Annotated in this window: 15 protein-coding genes, 1 tRNA gene and 1 other RNA gene; 12 read left to right on the plus strand and 5 right to left on the minus strand. The window is 46.2% G+C overall.

Annotated features, from left to right (window positions below; all coding sequences use genetic code 11):
* Positions 1–22 precede the first annotated feature (22 nt).
* An RNA gene (rnpB, locus tag DWX61_RS11470) (RNase P RNA component class A) lies at positions 23–373 on the plus strand.
* Between the two features lie 183 nt (positions 374–556).
* Here rnpB and DWX61_RS11475 read toward each other — a convergent pair.
* The 3 genes from DWX61_RS11475 to DWX61_RS11485 all read right to left on the minus strand — a co-directional run bounded on the left by DWX61_RS11475 (position 557) and on the right by DWX61_RS11485 (position 2382).
* Positions 557–994: an aspartate carbamoyltransferase regulatory subunit gene (locus DWX61_RS11475; protein WP_118513716.1), complete on the minus strand. Its 438-nt coding sequence runs from the start codon at positions 992–994 to the stop codon at positions 557–559.
* Positions 988–1911 (minus strand): aspartate carbamoyltransferase, encoded by a 924-nt coding sequence (pyrB, locus tag DWX61_RS11480; protein ID WP_118513714.1) that lies wholly within the window; start codon positions 1909–1911, stop codon positions 988–990. The genes DWX61_RS11475 and pyrB overlap by 7 nt, the downstream gene beginning before the upstream one ends.
* 69 nt (positions 1912–1980) lie before the next feature.
* On the minus strand, positions 1981–2382 hold the full coding sequence (locus DWX61_RS11485; RefSeq protein ID WP_118625387.1) for a putative ABC transporter permease: 402 nt from the start codon (positions 2380–2382) through the stop codon (positions 1981–1983).
* A 252-nt stretch (positions 2383–2634) separates the two neighbouring features.
* Here DWX61_RS11485 and DWX61_RS11490 point away from each other — a divergent pair, with 252 nt between their 5' ends.
* The 5 genes from DWX61_RS11490 to DWX61_RS11510 are packed head-to-tail and all read left to right on the plus strand — an operon-like array spanning position 2635 to position 10141.
* Entirely contained in the window at positions 2635–3933 is a 1299-nt protein-coding gene (locus DWX61_RS11490) for a bifunctional folylpolyglutamate synthase/dihydrofolate synthase (protein WP_118625389.1), read from the plus strand.
* Complete coding sequence (pheA, locus tag DWX61_RS11495) at positions 3930–5060, plus strand: prephenate dehydratase (RefSeq protein WP_118608260.1); 1131 nt, start codon at positions 3930–3932, stop codon at positions 5058–5060. Before DWX61_RS11490 ends, pheA begins: the two co-directional genes overlap by 4 nt.
* A gap of 21 nt (positions 5061–5081) precedes the next feature.
* Entirely contained in the window at positions 5082–6401 is a 1320-nt protein-coding gene (locus DWX61_RS11500) for an ATP-binding protein (protein ID WP_330672014.1), read from the plus strand.
* Between the two features lie 34 nt (positions 6402–6435).
* Positions 6436–7971, plus strand: a complete 1536-nt coding sequence (locus DWX61_RS11505) for a Ppx/GppA phosphatase family protein (RefSeq protein ID WP_118513710.1) — start codon at positions 6436–6438, stop codon at positions 7969–7971.
* Positions 7972–7987: 16 nt separating this feature from the next.
* Positions 7988–10141 (plus strand): RNA degradosome polyphosphate kinase, encoded by a 2154-nt coding sequence (locus DWX61_RS11510; RefSeq protein ID WP_118608261.1) that lies wholly within the window; start codon positions 7988–7990, stop codon positions 10139–10141.
* 71 nt (positions 10142–10212) lie between these two features.
* Here DWX61_RS11510 and DWX61_RS11515 read toward each other — a convergent pair whose 3' ends face one another.
* Positions 10213–11376, minus strand: a complete 1164-nt coding sequence (locus DWX61_RS11515) for a ComEC/Rec2 family competence protein (protein WP_118625391.1) — start codon at positions 11374–11376, stop codon at positions 10213–10215.
* Positions 11377–11602: 226 nt separating this feature from the next.
* Positions 11603–11674: transfer RNA gene (locus DWX61_RS11520), tRNA-Glu, on the minus strand.
* A 212-nt stretch (positions 11675–11886) separates the two neighbouring features.
* Here DWX61_RS11520 and DWX61_RS11525 point away from each other — a divergent pair.
* From DWX61_RS11525 to DWX61_RS11550, 6 genes are all read left to right on the plus strand, one after another.
* Entirely contained in the window at positions 11887–13566 is a 1680-nt protein-coding gene (locus DWX61_RS11525) for a GGDEF domain-containing protein (protein ID WP_118625393.1), read from the plus strand.
* Positions 13553–15457, plus strand: a complete 1905-nt coding sequence (locus DWX61_RS11530; protein WP_244790951.1) for a GGDEF domain-containing protein — start codon at positions 13553–13555, stop codon at positions 15455–15457. Before DWX61_RS11525 ends, DWX61_RS11530 begins: the two co-directional genes overlap by 14 nt.
* 286 nt (positions 15458–15743) lie before the next feature.
* A complete protein-coding gene (locus DWX61_RS11535; RefSeq protein WP_110102015.1) occupies positions 15744–17669 on the plus strand; it encodes a DNA gyrase/topoisomerase IV subunit B in 1926 nt (641 codons plus the stop codon).
* Between the two features lie 120 nt (positions 17670–17789).
* Positions 17790–20036, plus strand: a complete 2247-nt coding sequence (locus DWX61_RS11540; RefSeq protein ID WP_118625395.1) for a DNA gyrase/topoisomerase IV subunit A — start codon at positions 17790–17792, stop codon at positions 20034–20036.
* 74 nt (positions 20037–20110) lie between these two features.
* Entirely contained in the window at positions 20111–20401 is a 291-nt protein-coding gene (locus DWX61_RS11545; RefSeq protein ID WP_118513700.1) for a nucleotidyltransferase family protein, read from the plus strand.
* Positions 20388–20798 carry an HI0074 family nucleotidyltransferase substrate-binding subunit gene (locus DWX61_RS11550; RefSeq protein ID WP_118513698.1) on the plus strand — a complete coding sequence of 137 codons (411 nt, stop codon included), beginning with the start codon at positions 20388–20390 and terminating at the stop codon, positions 20796–20798. The genes DWX61_RS11545 and DWX61_RS11550 overlap by 14 nt, the downstream gene beginning before the upstream one ends.
* The last annotated feature ends 21 nt before the right edge of the window (positions 20799–20819 follow it).

Raw genomic sequence — 20819 nt, forward strand, 5'->3', positions numbered from 1 at the left:
CTGTGTTAAAATAGCAGGTGCGCAGCCAGGCCAGGTGATCGCGGCTGGACAGACGAAAGGGTCCAGACGAGGAAAGTCCGGGCTTCACAGGGCAGGATGCCGGATAACGTCCGGTGGAGGTAACTCCCAGACCAGTGCAACAGAAATAAACCGCCCCGTTTTGCGGGGTAAGGGTGGAAAGGCAGTGTAAGAGACTACCGCCGCTGTGGTAACAGAGCGGGCACATGTAAACTCCATTCGAAGCAAGACCGAGAAGAAAGCCATACGGCGGCCCGTCGTGCTTTCAGGTAGGTCGCTGGAGCCTTCTGGCAACGGAAGGCCTAGATAGATGATCACCCAACGACATAACCCGGCTTATCGGTCTGACTGTGTATGATAATAAGCACATAATAAAAGCAACTGTATTTTGCAGATATGTTCTGTAAAATATCAGTTGCTTTTTTGTAAAAAACTTTTCTATGAAAACACAGCGCCCGGTCCCCGCTTCGATATTCAGGCCTTCGCAGGAGCCGTACGCGTCCGTTTGTCAATAATTCCCGCAGGAATCCCTGAATTCCTATTTATTCCGTTTACCTCGATATTTCTCCTCACAATACTTACACCGGTAAACCTCATTCTCTTCATCTGCAAGAACAAAAATCTGATCCAGTCCCTGCTCGATGGAAGTAATGCAGCGAGGATTCTTGCATTTGATCACGTTCACAACCTGCTTCGGCAGCTTCAGCTCTTTCTTTGCAACGATCTTTTCGTCCTTGATGATATTTACGGTAATATTATGATCGATAAAACCAAGGATATCCAGATCCAGGTCCTCGATGGGGCATTCAACCTTGATGATATCCTTTTTTCCCATTTTCTTGCTGCGGGCATTTTTGATAATAGCAACAGTACAATCCAGCTTATCCAGCTTCAGGTCGTGATAGATCGTCATTGCTTTGCCGGCTTTGATATGATCCAGAACATAACCCTCACGAAGAGCACCTACGTTTAACATGGCAGTTCCACCTCCAGTAATGTAAGAATCAGGGCCATACGGACATACACACCATACTGGGCCTGTTTGAAATAAGCGGCACGCGGATCAGAGTCCACTTCAACAGAAATCTCGTTAACACGTGGGAGTGGGTGGAGGATATACATATCCTTCGGTGCAAGCTCCATTTTCTGTTTGTCCAGAACATAGAAATCCTTCATGCGGACATAATCCTCTTCGTTGAAGAAACGTTCCTTCTGAACACGGGTCATGTACAGGATATCCAGATCCGGAAGTGCATCCTCCAGACGTTCCTCCTCGACAAACTCGACATTGTTGCGTTTCAGAACATCCTCACGGATATAGCTTGGAATACGAAGCTCCTCCGGAGAGATCAGAACAAATTTCACATTTTCATAACGGACCAGAGCCTCGATCAGAGAGTGAACGGTACGACCGAATTTCAGGTCACCGCAGAGGCCGATGGTAATATTGTCAAGTCTGCCCTTCAGGGAACGGATAGTTAAAAGATCGGTTAATGTTTGGGTAGGATGCTGGTGGCCGCCATCACCGGCATTGATCACCGGAATATTGGATGACATAGAAGCTACAAGCGGAGCACCCTCTTTCGGATGGCGCATAGCACAGATATCTGCATAACAGGAAACAACGCGAATCGTATCGGCAACGCTCTCGCCTTTGGATGCGGAGCTGGAATCAGCAGAAGAAAAACCGAGAACCTTTCCTCCAAGATTCATCATGGCTGCTTCGAAGCTTAAACGTGTACGTGTACTTGGTTCGTAAAACAATGTCGCAAGCCTTTTATCATCACAGGTATGCGCATACTTTTTTGGATTTTTCCCGATGTCGTCGGCGAGATTCAGAAGCTTATCAAGCTCTTCGACCGAGAGATCCAAAGGACTCATTAAATGTCTCATGTTGTACCTCCAATTATTTACTGGAAATAAGATTCCTTTCAGTTATCATATAATATAACTGTGAGATTTTCAAGAGACTTTCCGAGGATTTTGTCGAAGAAGCCATTCGAAAAAGAGACCGGTAAAAAACCACAGAGGAGCATAGTCCAGTCGGATCACTCCTTTATACTGAAGCGGAACATGAGAATAATCCCAGGGACAGATGTGAAGCTTCTGAAAAAAAGATCCGCTTAAAAATTCCACGAAAAAAATCCCGCAGCTGTAAATGATCCCCCGTACTATAACCGGAAAGCGGGCAAGCTTGTAGTAAGCCGGACGGATCAGTGCTGCAAGTCCGTAAACAGGGAACATCAGAAGAGAGGTTTTGCCCATCATAGTAAAATGTCCGGTGACAAGAGAGTGCAGTCCTGTCCATAAGATCTCCAGACACCAGCCTGTAAAACCGCACAGAAAAAAATCCTTCTTTTGCATTTTAAAGCTCCTTCTCATCAGCAGAAATCCTGCGCTTTCCGGAAAATGTTAGTTTAACTGGATTAAGAAAGTTCCCTGCGGGGTTGTGAATATCCGCCTGGACTTTACATATATTTAACGTGGAAAAGCGTCTTTAATAGCCTTCCCTGCCTTGAAAAAAATATACACGTGGGTTATAATGAACAAAATTATTACTGCAAAGTGAAAAAGCAGTAATGGATCATCAACACATGCGGAAGGAGAAAACAGACGATGAATTATGAAGAAAGTCGTGCCTACATCAGAGCCGCGGAACTGAAAAAGGGAATTGTTCTGGGCCTGGAAAATATGAGAGAGATGATGAGGCGGCTTGGAGATCCCCAGGATGAACTGAAGTATGTTCATGTAGCGGGAACTAACGGAAAGGGTTCGGTGATCGCATATCTGTATTCCGCTTTATCAGGTGCAGGTTACCGGGTCGGAAGATATATTTCCCCGGCGGTCTATTCCTACAGAGAGAGGATGGAGGTTAACGGAGAACCTGTCAGCAGAGAGAAATTTGCAGCATATGTGACAAGGATCGCGGAGGTGATCGATGAGATCGTAAAAGAGGGAAAACCGCATCCGTCAGTATTTGAAATTGAAACTGCAGCCGCATTTCTTTATTTTCAGGATGAGAAATGCGATCTGGTATTAATGGAAGTTGGTATGGGCGGCGATCTGGATGCCACCAACATTATACGTACTACAGTTCTTTCCATTCTGGTATCCATCAGTATGGATCATACGGCATTTCTTGGAAATACCCTGGGCGAGATAGCAGAAAAAAAGGCCGGCATCATTAAACCGAACAGTCATATGGTAACTGTAAAGCAGCAGCCGGAGGCAGAGGCAGTCATACGAAGAATATGCTCAGAACAGAATGTGCCATACGAGGCAGCAGACCAGGACAGCGCAGAGGTACTGGAAGCATCCATAACCGGCCAGACCTTTCTTTATAAAGGAGAAAAATATACAATATCCTTGGCAGGTGCCTATCAGAAGGAAAATGCGGTGGTAGCGCTCCGGGCATTGGAAATCCTGAATGAACAGGGATATCCCACAACACTGGTCCAGAGACAGGATGGACTGAAGCGTACCACCTGGCCAGGAAGATTTGCACTTCTCGGGACAGAACCGGATTTTGTGGTTGACGGAGCTCATAACCCTGCAGCAGCAGACATGCTGGCTGCGTCCATTGAGCGGTATTTTAAGGGGAAAAGGATCATCTACATCATGGGAATGTTCCGTGACAAGGATTACCGAAAGGTCATCCGGAAAACAGAAAAATATGCAGATACCATCCTGACGATCGCTGCACCGGATAACCCCAGGGCTCTGACCCCGCAGGAACTGGCAGATGCGGTGCGGGAATTTCATTCTGATGTAAGACCCTTTGACAACATCGAAGCTGCAGTGGCAGAGGCCTATCATCTGGCAGGAAAAGAGGATGTGATCATTGCTTTTGGTTCCCTGGCGTTCCTGGGGGACCTTACAGAAATTATCAGGAACCATAACGGAGGAAACCAATGACGGATTTGGAAAGATACAGAGACGAGATCGATGAGATCGACAGTGAGATTGTACGCCTCTTTGAAAAACGAATGAAGGTGAGTGAGGAAGTCGCTGAATATAAAATAAAAACCGGTAAGCAGGTACTGGATCCGGCACGTGAGAGCCAGAAGATCCATACGCTGAAAAACAAGGCCCACGGGGACTTTAACAGCCTTGGCGTGCAGGAGCTTTTCCGTCAGATCATGGCCATCAGCCGTAAGAGACAGTACCAGCTGTTGACAGAGCATGGGATTTACGGAGAGCGCAATTTCACAACTGTGAAGCATGTTCCCCTTGAAAACGCAACGGTTGTGTTTCAGGGTGTAGAGGGAGCTTACAGCTATGCGGCTATGCGGCAGTACTTTGGAAAAAATATTGAAAGCTACCATGTAAAAACATGGAGGACAGCTATGGAGGATGTAACCCATGGCAAGGCCGATTATGCGGTACTTCCTATTGAGAATTCTACTGCAGGTATCGTGGCTGATATCTATGACCTTCTTATGGAATACAAGCTGTATATCGTGGGCGAGCAGATCATCCGTGTGGATCATGTGCTTCTGGGAATGCCGGATGCACAGATCAAGGATATCAGGGAAGTATGCTCTCATCCCCAGGGACTTGCCCAGTGCAAAGCGTTTCTGGAGGAAAACCCTTCCTGGAAAAAGAAAGAAGTGGAAAACACCGCAGGAGCGGCAAAAAAGGTCAGTGAAGTGGGAGACAAAGGTGTGGCAGCTATCGCAAGCCGTGAGGCTGGTGAGGTATTCGGTCTGAAGGTCCTTGCAGAAAATATCTGCAGAGAAAAAGCAAACTCCACACGTTTTATTATTGTAAGCAGGAAACCGGAATATGAGGAAAAGGCCGGGAAGATCAGCATCTGTTTTGAACTGCCTCATGAAAGCGGAACTCTTTACAACATGCTTTCCCATATCATTTACAACGGTCTGAATATGACCAAGATCGAATCCCGTCCGATTCCGGGAAAATCCTGGGAATACCGTTTCTTCGTGGATTTCACGGGGAAGCTTGGCGAAAGCGCTGTGGAAAATGCGTTAAGAGGAATCGAGGCGGAGGCGAATGTTCTCCGTGTTCTTGGAAATTATTAAGATACAGAGGAGTTAATTATTATGTTGGCAAGAATTCAGGAATGTATCCTTTACCGTGAATTTTCAAACGGCGAGATACTGAACGATATGGCAGAGCTTATCAATCTTTATGAAGCTGATGAAGAAGCACTCAAGGCAAGAGAAGACCAGTTTTTCAAAAGTGTCAACGGGCTGGTGGAGCTGGCAGGAATGTACGGCTTTTCCGGAAATATCTGGCATACATATCTTACCTTCCTTCTGGTAAATCATGAGAACGCTTTCAGTATGGCAAGCGAGATCCGGGGAGCGATCAAGGGCAGCATTAATGAACTGGCAAAAAATGATTTCCAGATTTTCAAGGAACTGTATGATTTTGACATCACGGTCTTTGACAAAGTGTTCGGAACTGTATGCTGCAGGGTGATCTGTGATTACCAGACACCGGATGAGAACAGCAAGCTCTTTAACACCAGGATCCGTGACCGGATCTGCCAGATGAGCAAAACCCTGGCAGCAGCCACCACAACCGAAGAATTTATGGATGACATGGTATCCTTCTATAAAGATTTCGGTGTTGGCAAGCTTGGCCTTCATAAGGCATTCCGCATCGGCCACGATGAAGAGGGAAAGGTGGAGATCCAGCCTATCACAAGAATCGCACATGTGAAGATCGATGACCTGGTAGGATATGAGATCGCCAAGAAAAAGCTCATTGATAATACAGAGGCATTTGTACAGGGGAGAAAGGCGAACAACTGTCTGCTCTTTGGCGATGCGGGAACCGGCAAATCTTCCAGTATCAAGGGAATCCTGAACCAGTATTATGATCAGGGACTTCGTATCATTGAGGCCTATAAGCATCAGTTCCAGGATCTTAATGAAGTCATCGCCCAGATCAAAAACCGTAACTATCGTTTTATCATTTATATGGATGATCTTTCCTTTGAGGAATTTGAAATTGAATATAAATACCTGAAAGCAGTGATCGAGGGCGGGCTTGAGAAAAAACCGGACAATGTCCTGATCTATGCCACAAGTAACCGGCGTAATCTTGTCCGTGAGCGTGCCACAGACAAGCTGGAGATCGCAGATGACAATGATCTGCATTCCTCCGATACCGTACAGGAGAAGCTTTCTCTGGTATATCGTTTTGGGGTTCGTATCTACTTTGGCAAACCGGACAAAAAACAGTTCCAGGAGATCGTCCGTACACTGGCAGCCCGTTATGGAGTTACCATGCCGGAGGAGGAACTGCTTCTGAAAGCCAACCAGTGGGAGATTTCTCACGGCGGACTGACCGGACGTGCAGCACAGCAGTTTATTGATTACATTGTGGGAACAGAGGAAGAAAAAAAGAAATAGTTTACCTATGTATTGGGGGAAAGGATGAAAAACTATGGCGGTGACAACCTTTGCAGCAATTGATATAGGCTCCTATGAAGTCAGTATGAAGATATTTGAAATGTCAAAGCGGATCGGCTTCCGGGAGATCAATGATGTCCGTTACCAGCTGGAGCTGGGCCGTGGAACTTACGCTGCAGGACGGCTGGAGATGGAGACTGTGGATGAGCTCTGCGGGATCCTTAATGATTTTAAACGCATGATGGCTGAATTTGGGGTGGAAAGCTGGCGTGCGTGTGCAACAAGCTCTCTCCGTGAGCTGGAAAATCCGGTGATCATCCTGGAGCAGATATATCAGAGAACTGGTATCCGGGTAGAGATCCTGAGTAATGCGGAACAGCATTTCCTGGGATATAAATCCATTGCTGCCATTGAATCCGGCTTCAAAAAGGCTATTCAGAAGGGTACGGCAATCCTGGATATCGGAGGAGGAAATCTGCAGATTTCTCTCTTTGACAAAGATGCTCTGGTGCTGACCCAGAGTATCCGTATGGGAAGTCTTCGTATCCGCGAACGTCTGAAAGAACTGGAGAAAACAACTCCACATTATGACCGGCTGATAGAGGAATTTATCCGAAATGATCTGATAAGCTTTCAACGCCTTTATCTTAAAGACAAGGAAATCTCAAATCTGATCCTGATGGGAGATTTTCTCACAGATACGATCTTTCAGGACAGATCCGGAGAGAATATCATTACAAAGGAGGAATTCCTGAAGAAATACGAGACCATTGTAAACATGTCCGATCATGACCTTGCCGAATCCATGGAGCTGGAACCGGAATATGCGTCTCTGATCGTGCCGAACATGGTTATCATCCGAAACTTTATAGAAATCTTTCAGGCAGAAGCACTCTGGATCCCGGGTGTTTCTCTTCTGGACGGGATCGCCTATGACCATGCGGAAAAAAATAAATATCTGAAAAGTGTACATAATTTTGAAAATGATATCCTGGTGGCATCCAGGAACATTGCCAAAAGGTACTCCAGCGGAAAGAACCACATTGCAGGAACTACCGATGTGGCACTGGATATTTTTGACAGCACAAGGAAGATCCACGGCATGGGAAAACGTGAACGGCTTCTTCTGCAGATCGCAGTTCTTCTTCATGACTGCGGAAAATATATCAGTATGAGTGAGGTGGCAGAATGCTCTTACCGAATCATCATGGCTACGGAGATCATAGGTCTTTCCACAGAGGAGCGGCAGGTGATCGCCAGTGCGGTAAGGTACAATACCAGAGAATTCGGCTGCTACGAAGAGATCAACCGTGAAACATCCATGAGCAGGGAAAATTATCTCCTGACTGCGAAGCTGACCGCAATTCTCCGTCTGGCCAATGCTATGGACAGAAGCCATTACCAGAAGGTAAAAGCGCTTAATGTAACCTTAAAAGACAGGATTCTTTACCTGGTGGTGGATTCCGCAAGGGATGTTTCGCTGGAGCTGGGACTTCTGAAAGATAAAAAGGAATTTTTTGAAGAGGTGTTTGGCATCCGGCTTGTAATGAGACGGAAGGGAAAAAGATAACGGAGGAGGCTTTTGTATGAAATTTAAGGAATTTGACAAACCGGAATATTTTGTAAACAGAGAACTGAGCTGGATCAAATTTGATGATCGTGTGCTCAGTGAAGCCAGAGACAAAAATCTGCCTCTGTTTGAGAGAATGAAATTTTTGAGTATCACCTCATCCAATCTGGATGAATTTTATATGGTCCGTGTTGCATCCTTGAAGGATCAGGTTCATGCAGGGTACAAAAAAACGGATATTGCAGGAATGACAGCCAAGGAACAGCTGAAAGCCATCAGCCGGCAGACACATGAGCTTGTTCACGTACAGTACAGTACATTAAACCGGTCTCTGGTCCCTGCACTTGAAAAAGCAGGACTTCATGTGATCTTTGAGCACGAGGCATTTTCCGAGAAGCAGAAAGAGTTTGTGGATCAGTATTTTGAGGACAATGTATATCCGGTCCTGACACCAATGGCAATGGATTCTTCCAGACCGTTTCCTCTGATCCGTAATAAAACCTTGAATATCGGAGCACTTCTTTCCAAAAAAGATACCAAAAAAGGAAAAGAAGAGATTGATTTTGCCACTGTACAGGTGCCTTCTGTACTTCCAAGAGTAGTGATCATTCCATCTGAGAAAAAAGGCCATACAACCGTAACACTTCTGGAACAGATCATCGAGCGCAACATCGACAAGCTGTTTTTAAGCTATGATGTGATCTGTGCCCATCCGTACAGGATCATGCGTAATGCGGATCTTCCTATTGACGAGGATGAAGCAGAGGATCTTCTGGTTGAGATCCAGAAACAGCTGAAAAAGCGCCAGTGGGGAGAGGTGATCCGCCTGGAAGTGGAAGATAAGATGGATCCGCGACTCCTGGATATTCTGAAAATGGAGTTTCAGGTTCATGGAGATGATATCTTTTTTATCAACGGACCGCTGGATCTGACCATGCTGATGAAGGTTTATGGTATTGACGGATACGACCAGTTCAAGGAACCGAAATACAAACCGGCAGCAGTGCCGGCATTTCAGAATGACAAAGATATTTTCCAGGTGATCAGGGAGGGTGATGTGTTCCTGCATCATCCGTATATGAGCTTTGATCCGGTGGTGAATTTTGTGCGTCAGGCGGCAAAGGACCCGGATGTACTGGCAATCAAGCAGACCCTGTATCGCGTCAGCGGCAATTCACCCATCATTGCGGCACTTGCTCAGGCTGCAGAAAACGGCAAGCAGGTTTCCGTTCTTGTAGAACTGAAGGCGCGTTTTGATGAGGAAAACAATATCGTCTGGGCAAAAATGCTGGAAAAGGCAGGCTGTCATGTGATCTATGGTCTGGTGGGGCTGAAGACACACAGTAAGATCACTCTTGTTGTGAGAAGAGAAGAAAACGGGATCCGCAGATATGTGCATCTGGCAACCGGAAACTATAATGATTCCACAGCCAAGCTTTATACAGACTGCGGTATATTTACCTGTGACGAACGGTTTGGAGAGGATGCAACTGCTGTGTTCAACATGCTTTCCGGATATTCCGAGCCGAAGCGCTGGAATCGCCTGATCGTTGCACCGATCTGGATGAAGGACCGTTTTGTAAAAATGATCGAAAGAGAAGCGGAGCATGCGAAAAAGGGAGAAGAGGCTCACATTGCGGCAAAGATGAATTCTCTGTGTGACCCTGAGATCATAGCAGCGCTGTATTATGCTTCTTCCTGTGGCGTAAGGATCGATCTTCTGATCCGCGGCATCTGCTGCCTGAAGGTGGGCATTCCGGGTATCAGCGAAAATATCCACGTGCGTTCGATCGTCGGCAATTTCCTGGAGCACAGCCGTATTTTCTATTTCCGCAATGGCGGTTCCGATGAAATCTATATGGGAAGTGCGGACTGGATGCCACGTAACCTTGACCGTCGTGTGGAGATTGTTTTCCCTGTGGAAGATGAGCGGATCAAGGAAGAGATCATGCATGTGCTGGATCTGGAATTCCGTGACAATGTAAAAGCACATATCCTGCAGCCCTCCGGTTTGTATGAGAAGCAGGACAAACGTGGCAAAACGCTGATAAATTCCCAGATGGAATTCTGCAGGGAGGCTACCGAGCGGGCCAGGGCAGCAAAAAAGGAGAAAAAAGAAAAGAAGAGAGTTTTCGTACCGGCTGAACCGGCGGAGGATATTATAAAATAGTAAAAGAAAAGGACAGCCTGTCATATCGATTTATGATAGGCTGTCCTGCGTCAGCGCGCCTGCGGACGTTTCTAATAACACTTCTTGCAGGCTTCATACCCTGCAGCTTCAGCCTGGGAGCGTGTCATCTCTGTGGCATTATCCGGATTCATATTTCCACAGTTAGGGATCCGGTGGTACTTGCTCCCGGTAGCGGAGATCCAGACCATATCACCCACTGACTCCGGATCAGCCTGCACTCCGGTCTGAGGATCTGCAGCAGCCGAAGCAGAAGATCCATAGCCGGACGCACCGGAATCCTTATAAGCGGAGGAAGGCTGTGTGCCGGTATCCGATTCATCTCCGGCAGAATAATCATTACAGGGACTCTGGTTCCACTGGATATTGCTTCCGTCGCTGACTGCGATCACCGTGCCCTGCTCATCAGTACGAAATACCTGTATTCCCATATCAGCAAGCTTATCCATGGTATCCTTATGAGGATGTCCGTAGGAATTACCGGCGCCGCAGCTGATCACTGCATACTCCGGAACAGTCTGCTGGAGCAGATCCCAGGTGGTGGCAGTGGCAGAACCGTGATGTCCCGGAACGATCACATCGCAGGAAAGATCAAGCCCCAGATTGCAGATCGCTTCCTCCCCGGCAGATTCTGCATCCCCGGTAAAAAGAAAATGGTTGTTTCCGTTTTCCAGCCGGATCGCAACAGAATTGTCGTTATCGTTGCTGCTGATCGATTGAGGAGAAAGAACTGTAAATTTCCCGCCTCCGAAAGCAAAATCCGTTCCGGGCTCCGGATGCTGCACAGTTAATCCCTGAGCGGCAACACTGTTTTCAAAAGACTGATAGATTTTTGTATCCTGTACATAATCTGCACCGATCACATTTTTTACGGAAAAGCTGTCCAGGCATCCTACAAGACCAGCCACATGGTCCTCGTCATAATGGGAGGAGATCATATAGTCGATGATGGAAATATTCTGCTTCTGCAGATAGGAAACCACGAAACTGGAATGTTCCCGGTCACCGCCGTCATACAGGAGATTCTGCCCCTGTGACTGGACCAGGATCGAAAGCCCCTGCCCCACATCCAGAAAGTGTACAGCCATTGTTGTGTCAGCAGAAGCAGCCTCAGCTGTATAAGCAGCAGAGGGAACTCCTGCGACTGTCAGCAGAACAAGCAGCAGAGAAAGAAAAAACGTCTGCAGCTTTCTGCGAAAAGAACGTTTGTGATGCATGAGAAGTCACCCCTTATCTTAAGTATTTTCAGGGGAAATTATAAAACAGAAGAGAAAGAAATGCAAAAATAATATATGTGAAAATACAGAAAACAGATAAACAGGAAGAACGAGATTTTTACATGCAATGCTCAGAACAAAGTTTGAAAGTGATAACAGGAAAAAGTGAAGTACAACAATCACAAAAAAAGCAGCCAGAATAAAAATCCTAACTGCTTTCAACTAATAGCCAGTACGGGAATCGAACCCGTGTTTCCGCCGTGAGAGGGCGGCGTCTTAACCCCTTGACCAACTGGCCATATTCATTTGTGTCGTTTGCGTTAGCTTTCTGTTGTTTTCCGCAACCGACTTCGTTAGTATATAATACTTTCTTGCAAAATGCAAGCACTTTTTTCACTTTTTTGAAAAAAATTTTCATTCTGTTTTTTGACATTTTTTTTGACGGAAAAATCTATTGATGATATGATAGATACAAAACGGAATGGAATAAAAAATATAAAGAGGAAGAGTATGGATGACAGAAAAAAGAAAAATTTGATATGGAAGGTAGAAGCCGTTCTTTTTGGTGTGGTGCTGCTGGTTTTTGGCGCGATCTTTGCAGCGACCCACACAGGGGGGCTGATCCAGCATCAGGACAGTGTACAGTTTCTTAACAAAGGTTGGTACTACATAAAAGACGGAAAAAAACAGGAGATCACCCTGCCTGCGGAAATTCCGGCAAAAACAGGCGAAAAGCTGATCCTGTACAATGAAAGTCTGGGAGCGGAAAGCAGAGGAATGACCGTGGTTTCTACAGGAGCCCAGTATGATCTGGTGATACGCCTGAATGGAAAGATCCTGTATGAATATAAGGAGGCCATGTTTTCCAAAAATGTGCAGATGCGTTCCAAGGTGCAGTGCATTGCCGCTCTGGGTAATGACACAGAGGGAAAAGTCCTGACGTTTAGCTATTCTGCGCCTCAGAGAGGAAAATATGTTATAGAACCGGTATGCATAGGAACCGGAAGGGCAATAGCCTGGTATCAGATCAGAAAAGCAGCCATTCCTTTAGGGGCGGCAGCGATCATGATCGTATTAAGTATGATCGCTCTGTGTATCTGCATCTATATGAGGATAAGGCAGATGCCGGACAGTCGGTTCCGGGATGTGGCACTGTTCCTTATGATGTGCAGTATCTGGCTGGTGACGGACTCATCACTGGCACAGAGCTACAGCAGATGCCCCGAAGCATTATGTCTTATTTCTTTTTATATGTTCATGCTGCTGGCAATTCCGATGCTGCGTTTTTTGCAGAACATCGGAAACATGAAAAAATACAGGATCCTGGATCTTGGAATCTTTACATTTTATCTGAATGCTGTTTTACAGGGAGTCCTGGTGATCCTGGGAGCCTTTGAATTTAAGGATATGCTGTTTGTAACGCATATTCTGCTGGTTGTGTGGGTCCTGATATCAGCGGTACTTCTGATCCGGGAGTACCGGAAGCATAAACAGCGTGAGATACGTCTGCTTCTCATTGCATATATCGTCGTGGGAGCAAGCGGTATCATAGCACTGATCCTGTACTGGCTGTTCGAGATTTCCTACTATGGATCTATTTTTGAACTGGGAAATCTTGTGTTTCTTGTGCTTGTCATTGCAGACGCAGTCATGCTGATGACAGATAACGTTCGTTACCGTCTGGAATCCCAGGCTTACGAACGACTGTCCAGAGAGGATGGGCTGACAGGACTTGAGACGAGAGTTAATTTTGAGAAAAAATTGGAAAGTATTTCCGCAGATATGGGCAGATACCGGGATATCCTTCTTATGTATATCGATATCGATCAGCTTCGCGTGATCAACGAAGAGTACGGACGGGCTGCAGGAGACGAGATGGTGGTGAGCTCTGCCAGATGTGTGGAGAACGTTTTCCGGGAAAAAGGAACCTGCTACCGCATCGGCGGGGATGAATTTGCGGTTCTGGTCTATGATCCGGAAGTACCGGACGAATTCTGGTCGGAACGCCTGAGAGAAGAGCTCCGGAATATCGGGAGAGGATGCAGGCATCGTTTTTCGTTGTCCCTGGGAGGCAGCCATCTGCGAAATAAGGATGGCTCTCTGAAATCCATGGGAGAATGGAAATATGAGGCAGACAGGAAGCTTTATGAGAACAAAAAGAAGGGGGATTTGAAAAATGGAGTATATTAACTGTTTTCAGATTACATCCCTTGTTCTGGTGACGATGATCGCAATACATTATTTTTCTCATAAAAGACTGAACAATGCGGAAAACAGGAATTTTGTATGTTTTCTGGCTTTCAGCGGCGTTTACGTGGTGTTGGATATGCTGAGTGCGGTAATCGCAGGAGGCGGCAGCAGTGAAGGCTGCAGAGGTTCAGCGCTGGTCCTGACTCTCTATTATTTCTGTGATGTCATACTTACTTACGGGCTTTTCTGCTACATTCGGATCGTCACCGGAAGACAAAAGGAGAAATATAAATGGCTGAAAACCTGCTGGGTGGTCCTGCCGGCTGCAATGCTGCTGGCAGTTACAGCAAACTTACGGACGGGATGGCTTTTTTATTTTAACCAGGAAGGTAGATTTATCCGGGGAAGTTTTCATTTTTTGATCTATGGATATGTATTCTTTTTTATGCTGGTGATCGTTGCATTTATGTTCCGTTATGGAAAAACAGCAGAAAAAGAAACACGGCGCACCATATGGAGATTTTGGTTTATCGAAGCAGCCTGCCTGTTTCTTCAGATTGCCACGGAAAGAATACTGCTTACCGGTTTCGGACTTTCTGTAGGACTTTGGCTGATCTATCTTACCATGAACAATCCGGGTGAATATACGGACAGTATGACAGGTTTATTTGACAAACAGTATTTTGACAAATGGATCGGAGAAAAGCTCTATCGAAAAGAAAGCTTTCATCTGCTTGCTGTGGATGCCTGCAATATAAAGCAGATCAACAGGATCTACGGGACCAGAGTGGGAGATCAGCTGCTGATCCGGGCGGCGAAGGGGTTCCGGGAGATCACGGATTCGGTGCAGATCTTTCGTATCACAGGCAATTGCTTTCTGGCAGTGCTGGACTCTCTGACAGATTATGAAAAAGCCAGAGACGGAATAGAAGAATTTCTGAAAAAGCCGTTTTTTATCGAAAACGAAAAGGTGTCGTTCCATGCTGCGATCTGCGGGATCATGAATGCGGAAAAACTGGAAAAAGAGGATAGTATCCTTTCTTATATCGAATATATGATATCTCTGATACAGAACCGGCAGGATACGGTCCTGATCCAGTCGGACAGCAAGATCCTGGAGGGCTTCCGCTATGAGCAGGAAGTGGAGCATTTTCTTCAGAAAGCGGTGAAAGAGGATCTGTTCGAGGTATATTATCAACCGGTATATTCCATAAAAAACAAGGATTTTATTACTCTGGAGGCACTGAGTCGGCTGAAACATCCTGCTCTGGGAATGATTCCGCCGGATGTGTTTATCGGGATCGCGGAAAAACAGGGAATGATCTCTGCAGTGGGATGTCTTCAGCTTCACAAGGTCTGCCGTTTTATAAAAGAACATGAATATATCATGAAGAAGATCCGGAATGTGAAATTCAATCTTTCTCCTTCCGAACTGATGAAACCCGGATACAGCCATGTGCTTATCGGGATCATACAGGAGTATGGATTAGATCCGGGATATTTTCAGTTTGAGATCACGGAAAACGTGGCAACCGAATACAGCGAAAGCTTCTGCACAGCCATTGATGATTTTGCAGAAGTGGGGATCCATATGTGTCTGGATGATTTCGGTTCCGGTTATGCAAATCTGAACGCAGTTCTTCGCATTCCGTTTTCAGCGGTAAAAATGGACCGTTCTCTTTTGTCCGGGATCAGCAGCGATCCTCAGACAGCTACTTTTTATCGCAGCATTGTCATGATCCTGCAGCATATGGGATATAAGGTGATCGCAGAAGGTGCTGAGACCGAAAAGGAGGTAAAGCTTCTGGAAAAATGGGGCGTGGATATGATACAGGGATATTATTTTTCCAGGCCCCTGTGCGAGGAGAAGCTTCTGGAAAAAATTTCCTGAAATGATCAGAAACAGGCGGAAAACATGCTTCCATAAAAAGCAGGGTTTTCCGCCTGTTGCATTCTGACAGACACAAATTGCTTGAAGTTTACAGATACTTTTGATAGAATAGATAGGCTGTGGCGGCTGAAGAAAGCGATTTTTCGGAAGACCGGTTCCTTGAACTGCCACGAGTATCTTTTGGAAAAATTGCAGAGAAAAGATGATCATGTGGACTTTACAAGTACATATATTTTGAGTATAATACAAACAAACGTTCGATTATAAAAAGAAAGGAATCAGTGGAATGGCAAAAAAAGACACTTATGATGCGGGCAGTATCTCTGTCCTGGAGGGCCTCGAGGCCGTGCGAAAGCGCCCCGGTATGTATATCGGAAGCGTATCCAGAAAGGGACTGAACCATCTAATATATGAGATCGTAGACAATGCGGTGGATGAGCACCTTGCAGGGTACTGCAGCCGTATCCATGTAGTTCTTGAGAAGGACGGTTCCTGTACAGTAGAAGATAATGGACGAGGGATCCCGGTGGATATGCATGCCAAGGGAATATCTGCGGAGCGTCTTGTTTTTACAACTCTTCATGCAGGCGGTAAGTTTGACAATTCCGCATATAAGACAAGCGGCGGACTTCATGGTGTAGGTTCTTCCGTAGTGAACGCATTATCTACGTATCTGGATATTAAGATCAGCCGTGATGGTTATATACATCATGACCACTATGAGAGAGGAATCCCTACCATTGAACTGGAAGCAGGACTTCTCCCCAAATTAGGGAAGACCAGAGGTACTGGAACTTGCGTGAATTTCCTTCCGGATCCGGAGATTTTTGAGAAAACAAGATTCGGAGCAGCGGATGTAAAGAGCCGTCTCCATGAGACTGCCTATCTGAATCCGGAGCTTACCATCCATTTTGAGGATCGAAGAGGGGACACTCCTGAGGATATCGAGTATCATGAGCCGGAGGGAATCGTAGGCTTTATCCGTGACCTTAACAAGAATGCACAGCCGCTCCATGATCCGGTTTATTTTAAAGGAGAGGCAGACGGGATCCAGGTGGAAGTTGCCTTTCAGTTTACCAATGAGTTCCGTGAGAATGTTCTGGGATTCTGCAATAATATCTACAATGCAGAGGGAGGAACTCATCTGACCGGATTTAAGACTACCTTTACAACGGTAATGAACACCTACGCACGTGAAATCGGTGTACTGAAGGATAAAGACCCCAATTTTACAGGTGCAGATATCCGAAACGGAATGACTGCTGTAGTCTCCATCAAGCATCCGGCACCCCGATTTGAGGGACAGACCAAGACCAAGCTGGACAACCAGGACGCATCCAGAGCCACCGGCAAGGTGGCAGGAGAACAGCTGGTACTGTTTTTTGACCGAAATCTGGAAATACTGAAGACCGTCCTTTCCTGTGCGGAAAAAGCGGCCAAGATCCGTAAGACCGAGGAGCGTGCCAAAACAAACCTTCTTACCAAACAGAAATATTCTTTTGATTCCAACGGCAAGCTGGCCAACTGTGAGAAGAAGGATCCGTCACAGTGTGAGATCTTTATCGTAGAGGGAGATTCCGCCGGCGGTTCGGCCAAGACAGCCAGAGACCGTAACTATCAGGCAATCCTTCCAATCCGCGGTAAGATCCTCAACGTAGAGAAGGCTACCATCGACAAGGTGCTGGCCAACGCAGAGATCAAGACTATGATCAATGCCTTTGGCTGCGGTTTTTCCGAGGGCTACGGAAATGATTTTGATATCACGAAGCTTCGCTATGACAAGATCGTGATCATGGCCGATGCGGATGTGGATGGTGCTCATATCTCTACTCTGCTTCTGACTTTGTTTTACCGTTTTATGCCGGAGCTTATCTATGAGGGACATGTGTATATTGCCATGCCACCTCTTTATAAGGTAATGCCGAAGAAGGGACAGGAGGAATATCTCTACGATGATAAGGCCCTTGAGAAATACCGTAAGAGTCATAAACCAGGAAGCTTCACACTCCAGAGATACAAAGGTCTCGGTGAGATGGACGCCCAGCAGCTCTGGGAGACTACCCTGAACCCTGAGACAAGAATGATGAAGCGTGTGGAGATCGAAGATGCCCGCATGGCCTCCGATGTGACAGAGATCCTGATGGGAAGCGATGTTCCGCCGCGTAAGGCATTCATTTATGAGCACGCGACAGATGCGGAACTGGATATCTGATAGATAATGAGCAGGATTTGTTACTGTTCATAGGGAATATTCTGCGAGGTGGTTTTTGTGAGCGAAGGTCACAGAAAAACCGAGAATTGTAACCCGGAATTAGATTGGGAGAATTGAACAATGAATACGAAACAGGACAATATCATCCGCACTGACTATGCGGAGATCATGCAGAAATCATATATCGATTACGCCATGAGCGTTATCATTTCCAGAGCGCTGCCGGATGTACGTGACGGACTGAAGCCGGTACAGCGCCGTACCCTTTACGATATGTATGAGCTGGGCATCCGCTACGACCGCCCGTACCGTAAATGTGCCCGTATTGTAGGAGATACCATGGGTAAATATCATCCCCACGGTGATAGCTCCATTTATGATGCGCTTGTAGTCATGGCGCAGGAATTTAAAAAGGGTCGTACACTGGTGGACGGACATGGAAATTTTGGTTCTATTGAAGGCGACGGAGCTGCAGCCATGCGATACACAGAGGCCCGCCTGGAGAAACTGACCCAGGAGGTTTTTCTGGAAGATCTTGATAAGAACGTTGTGGACTTTATGCCGAACTTTGATGAAACAGAGAAGGAGCCGGTAGTACTTCCGGTGCGTATTCCCAACCTTCTTGTAAACGGAGCCGACGGAATCGCCGTTGGTATGGCAACCAGCATCCCGCCGCACAACCTGGGTGAAGTGGTAGATGCGGTGAAGGCATATATGAAGAACAACGACATCAGCACCAGAGGACTGATGCGCTATCTCAAGGGACCGGATTTTCCTACCGGCGGCATCGTGGTAAACAAGGACGATCTTGTAAAGATCTACGAGTCCGGAACCGGCAAGCTCCGTATCCGTGGACGTGTGGAAGTGGAGAAATTAAAAGGCGGCCGTCAGCAGCTGGTGATCACAGAGATCCCATATACCATGATCGGTGCCAACATCGGAAAATTCTTAAACGATATCGCAACTCTGGTAGAAACCAAGAAGACCACAGATATCGTGGATATTTCCAATCAGTCCTCCAAAGAAGGAATCCGTATCGTTCTGGAACTGAAGCGCGACGCAGATGTTGAGAACCTTACCAACATGCTCTATAAGAAGACCCGACTGGAGGATACCTTTGGTGTCAATATGCTGGCAGTTGCAGACGGAAGACCGGAGACACTGGGACTGAAGCAGATCATTGCTCACCATGTGGACTTTGTATTTGAAGTAAATTCCAGAAAATATACAACCCTTCTTGCCAAGGAACAGGAGAAAAGGGAGGTCCAGGAAGGCCTTATCAAAGCCTGTGATGTCATTGACCTGGTCATCGAGATCCTCCGTGGCAGCAAGAGTCGCGACCAGGTAAAGAAATGTCTGACCGACGGTATCACAGAAGGGATTAAATTCAAGACCAAGACATCCGAAAAAGCGGCAAGATCCCTGAAATTCACAGAGAAACAGGCCACAGCTATCCTGGACATGCGTCTTTACAAGCTGATCGGACTGGAGATCGATGCTCTGATGAGGGAGCATGAGGAAACCATGAAGAACATTGCTGCTTATGAGGATATCCTGAATAATTATGACTCCATGGCAGCAGTGATCATGGGTGAACTGGATCAGATCAAGAAGGAATACGGCAGTAAGCGTAAGACTTCCATTGAAAATGCAGAGGAAGCTGTTTATGAGGAGAAGAAGATGGAAGAGACCGAAGTCTGCTTCCTGATGGATCGTTTCGGATATATGCGTCTCATTGACAAGAATGCCTACGAGCGTAATAAAGAAGCTGCTCATGCAGAGAGCCGTTATGTCTTTACCTGCATGAATACGGACAAGATCTGTATCTTTACAGATACCGGCAAGCTCCACACAGTGAAGGCAGAGGATATTCCGCTGGTGCGTTTCCGTGATAAAGGTGTTCCGGCAGATAATCTGGGTAATTATGACAGTACTTCCGAGCAGATCCTCTATGTGGCACCGCTGAGTCAGGTAGCAGCCTCCACAGTACTCTTTGTTACAGAGAATGGCATGTGCAAGCTGGTAAAAGGAGAAGAGTTCCGTGCTTCCAAGCGTACCATTGTTTCCACCAAGCTTGCAGAGGATGACCGCCTTGTATTCGTAGGAGCAGCCGACGAGATGGATCAGGTTGTGTTCCAGTCTGAGAAAGGTTACTTCCTCCGTATCCTGAAAACCGAGATCTCCGTCACCAAGAAAAACGCTCTGGGTGTCCGAGGCATGAAGCTTACCGGCGAAGACCGTATCCACCACGCCTATCTCCTGGAAAGCCGCCAGGAATATGCCATTGAGTATCATGATAAGCCGTATGTACTGAATAAAGTGAAGCTGGCCAAGAGAGATACGAAGGGCGTGAAGCCGAGGATATAAAAGACGCGAAGAGGATTGCGGATAACTGGCAGATAGGATATGATAGGGTTATATGAAAATGGGAGGCGTTAAAAATGCGATATGATCTTCCGGAAAGAGTTATAAGAGAACTATTTTCATTTGCCACAAAACATTCTGTCAGAAAGATCATCCTCTTTGGGTCCCGTGCAAGAGGAAACAATACAGAAAGAAGTGATGTAGATATTGCTGTATATGGAGGAGATTTTGATTCCTTTTACTGGGATATCAAAGAAAATATCCATTCACTTCTGATGTTTGATGTAATTAATGCAGATGATTCAATTTCTGAAGAACTCAAAAAAGAAATTAAAAAGGATGGAGTTGTGATCTATGAAAAAGCTTGATAATTTTTCTAATTGTCTTACTATATTAAGAAATGCAGATTTCAAACTTGCGGATAACAACGATATTTACAGAACCGGCGTGATCGGACAGTTCAACTTGACTTTCGAGCTTACCTGGAAAGCACTTCAGGAGATCCTGCGGCTCCACGGGGCAGAAGAAGCAGACACCGGTTCACCGAGAGAAATCCTGCAGCTTGGCTATAAGCTGGGCTTCGTAAACGATTCAGCAGTGTGGCTGCTCATGCTGAAAAAGCGTAACACATCTGTCCATATATATAATGAGCAGGAAGTAGATGAGATGATCCTTCTCATCCGTGACAGCTTCATTCCGGCATTTGTGGCTCTTGAGAAAACATTGAAGGAGAAGCTGGCAGAAGCAGAGAGCGACTGGACGTAAAAGCAGTGATCCTGAAAGATA

This window comes from Ruminococcus sp. AF20-12LB (assembly GCF_003478985.1).
In the GTDB taxonomy this organism is placed as follows: Bacteria; Bacillota; Clostridia; order Lachnospirales; family Lachnospiraceae; genus Blautia_A.

What these genes read in the sequence shown, in the direction of transcription:
- DWX61_RS11475 (WP_118513716.1), bottom strand. Translation starts at nt 994, where the DNA reads ATGTTAAACGTAGGTGCTCTTCGTGAGGGTTATGTTCTGGATCATATC.
- pyrB (WP_118513714.1), bottom strand. Translation starts at nt 1,911, where the DNA reads ATGAGACATTTAATGAGTCCTTTGGATCTCTCGGTCGAAGAGCTTGAT.
- DWX61_RS11485 (WP_118625387.1), bottom strand. Translation starts at nt 2,382, where the DNA reads ATGCAAAAGAAGGATTTTTTTCTGTGCGGTTTTACAGGCTGGTGTCTG.
- DWX61_RS11490 (WP_118625389.1), top strand. Translation starts at nt 2,635, where the DNA reads ATGAATTATGAAGAAAGTCGTGCCTACATCAGAGCCGCGGAACTGAAA.
- pheA (WP_118608260.1), top strand. Translation starts at nt 3,930, where the DNA reads ATGACGGATTTGGAAAGATACAGAGACGAGATCGATGAGATCGACAGT.
- DWX61_RS11500 (WP_330672014.1), top strand. Translation starts at nt 5,082, where the DNA reads ATGTTGGCAAGAATTCAGGAATGTATCCTTTACCGTGAATTTTCAAAC.
- DWX61_RS11505 (WP_118513710.1), top strand. Translation starts at nt 6,436, where the DNA reads ATGGCGGTGACAACCTTTGCAGCAATTGATATAGGCTCCTATGAAGTC.
- DWX61_RS11510 (WP_118608261.1), top strand. Translation starts at nt 7,988, where the DNA reads ATGAAATTTAAGGAATTTGACAAACCGGAATATTTTGTAAACAGAGAA.
- DWX61_RS11515 (WP_118625391.1), bottom strand. Translation starts at nt 11,376, where the DNA reads ATGCATCACAAACGTTCTTTTCGCAGAAAGCTGCAGACGTTTTTTCTT.
- DWX61_RS11525 (WP_118625393.1), top strand. Translation starts at nt 11,887, where the DNA reads ATGGATGACAGAAAAAAGAAAAATTTGATATGGAAGGTAGAAGCCGTT.
- DWX61_RS11530 (WP_244790951.1), top strand. Translation starts at nt 13,553, where the DNA reads ATGGAGTATATTAACTGTTTTCAGATTACATCCCTTGTTCTGGTGACG.
- DWX61_RS11535 (WP_110102015.1), top strand. Translation starts at nt 15,744, where the DNA reads ATGGCAAAAAAAGACACTTATGATGCGGGCAGTATCTCTGTCCTGGAG.
- DWX61_RS11540 (WP_118625395.1), top strand. Translation starts at nt 17,790, where the DNA reads ATGAATACGAAACAGGACAATATCATCCGCACTGACTATGCGGAGATC.
- DWX61_RS11545 (WP_118513700.1), top strand. Translation starts at nt 20,111, where the DNA reads ATGCGATATGATCTTCCGGAAAGAGTTATAAGAGAACTATTTTCATTT.
- DWX61_RS11550 (WP_118513698.1), top strand. Translation starts at nt 20,388, where the DNA reads ATGAAAAAGCTTGATAATTTTTCTAATTGTCTTACTATATTAAGAAAT.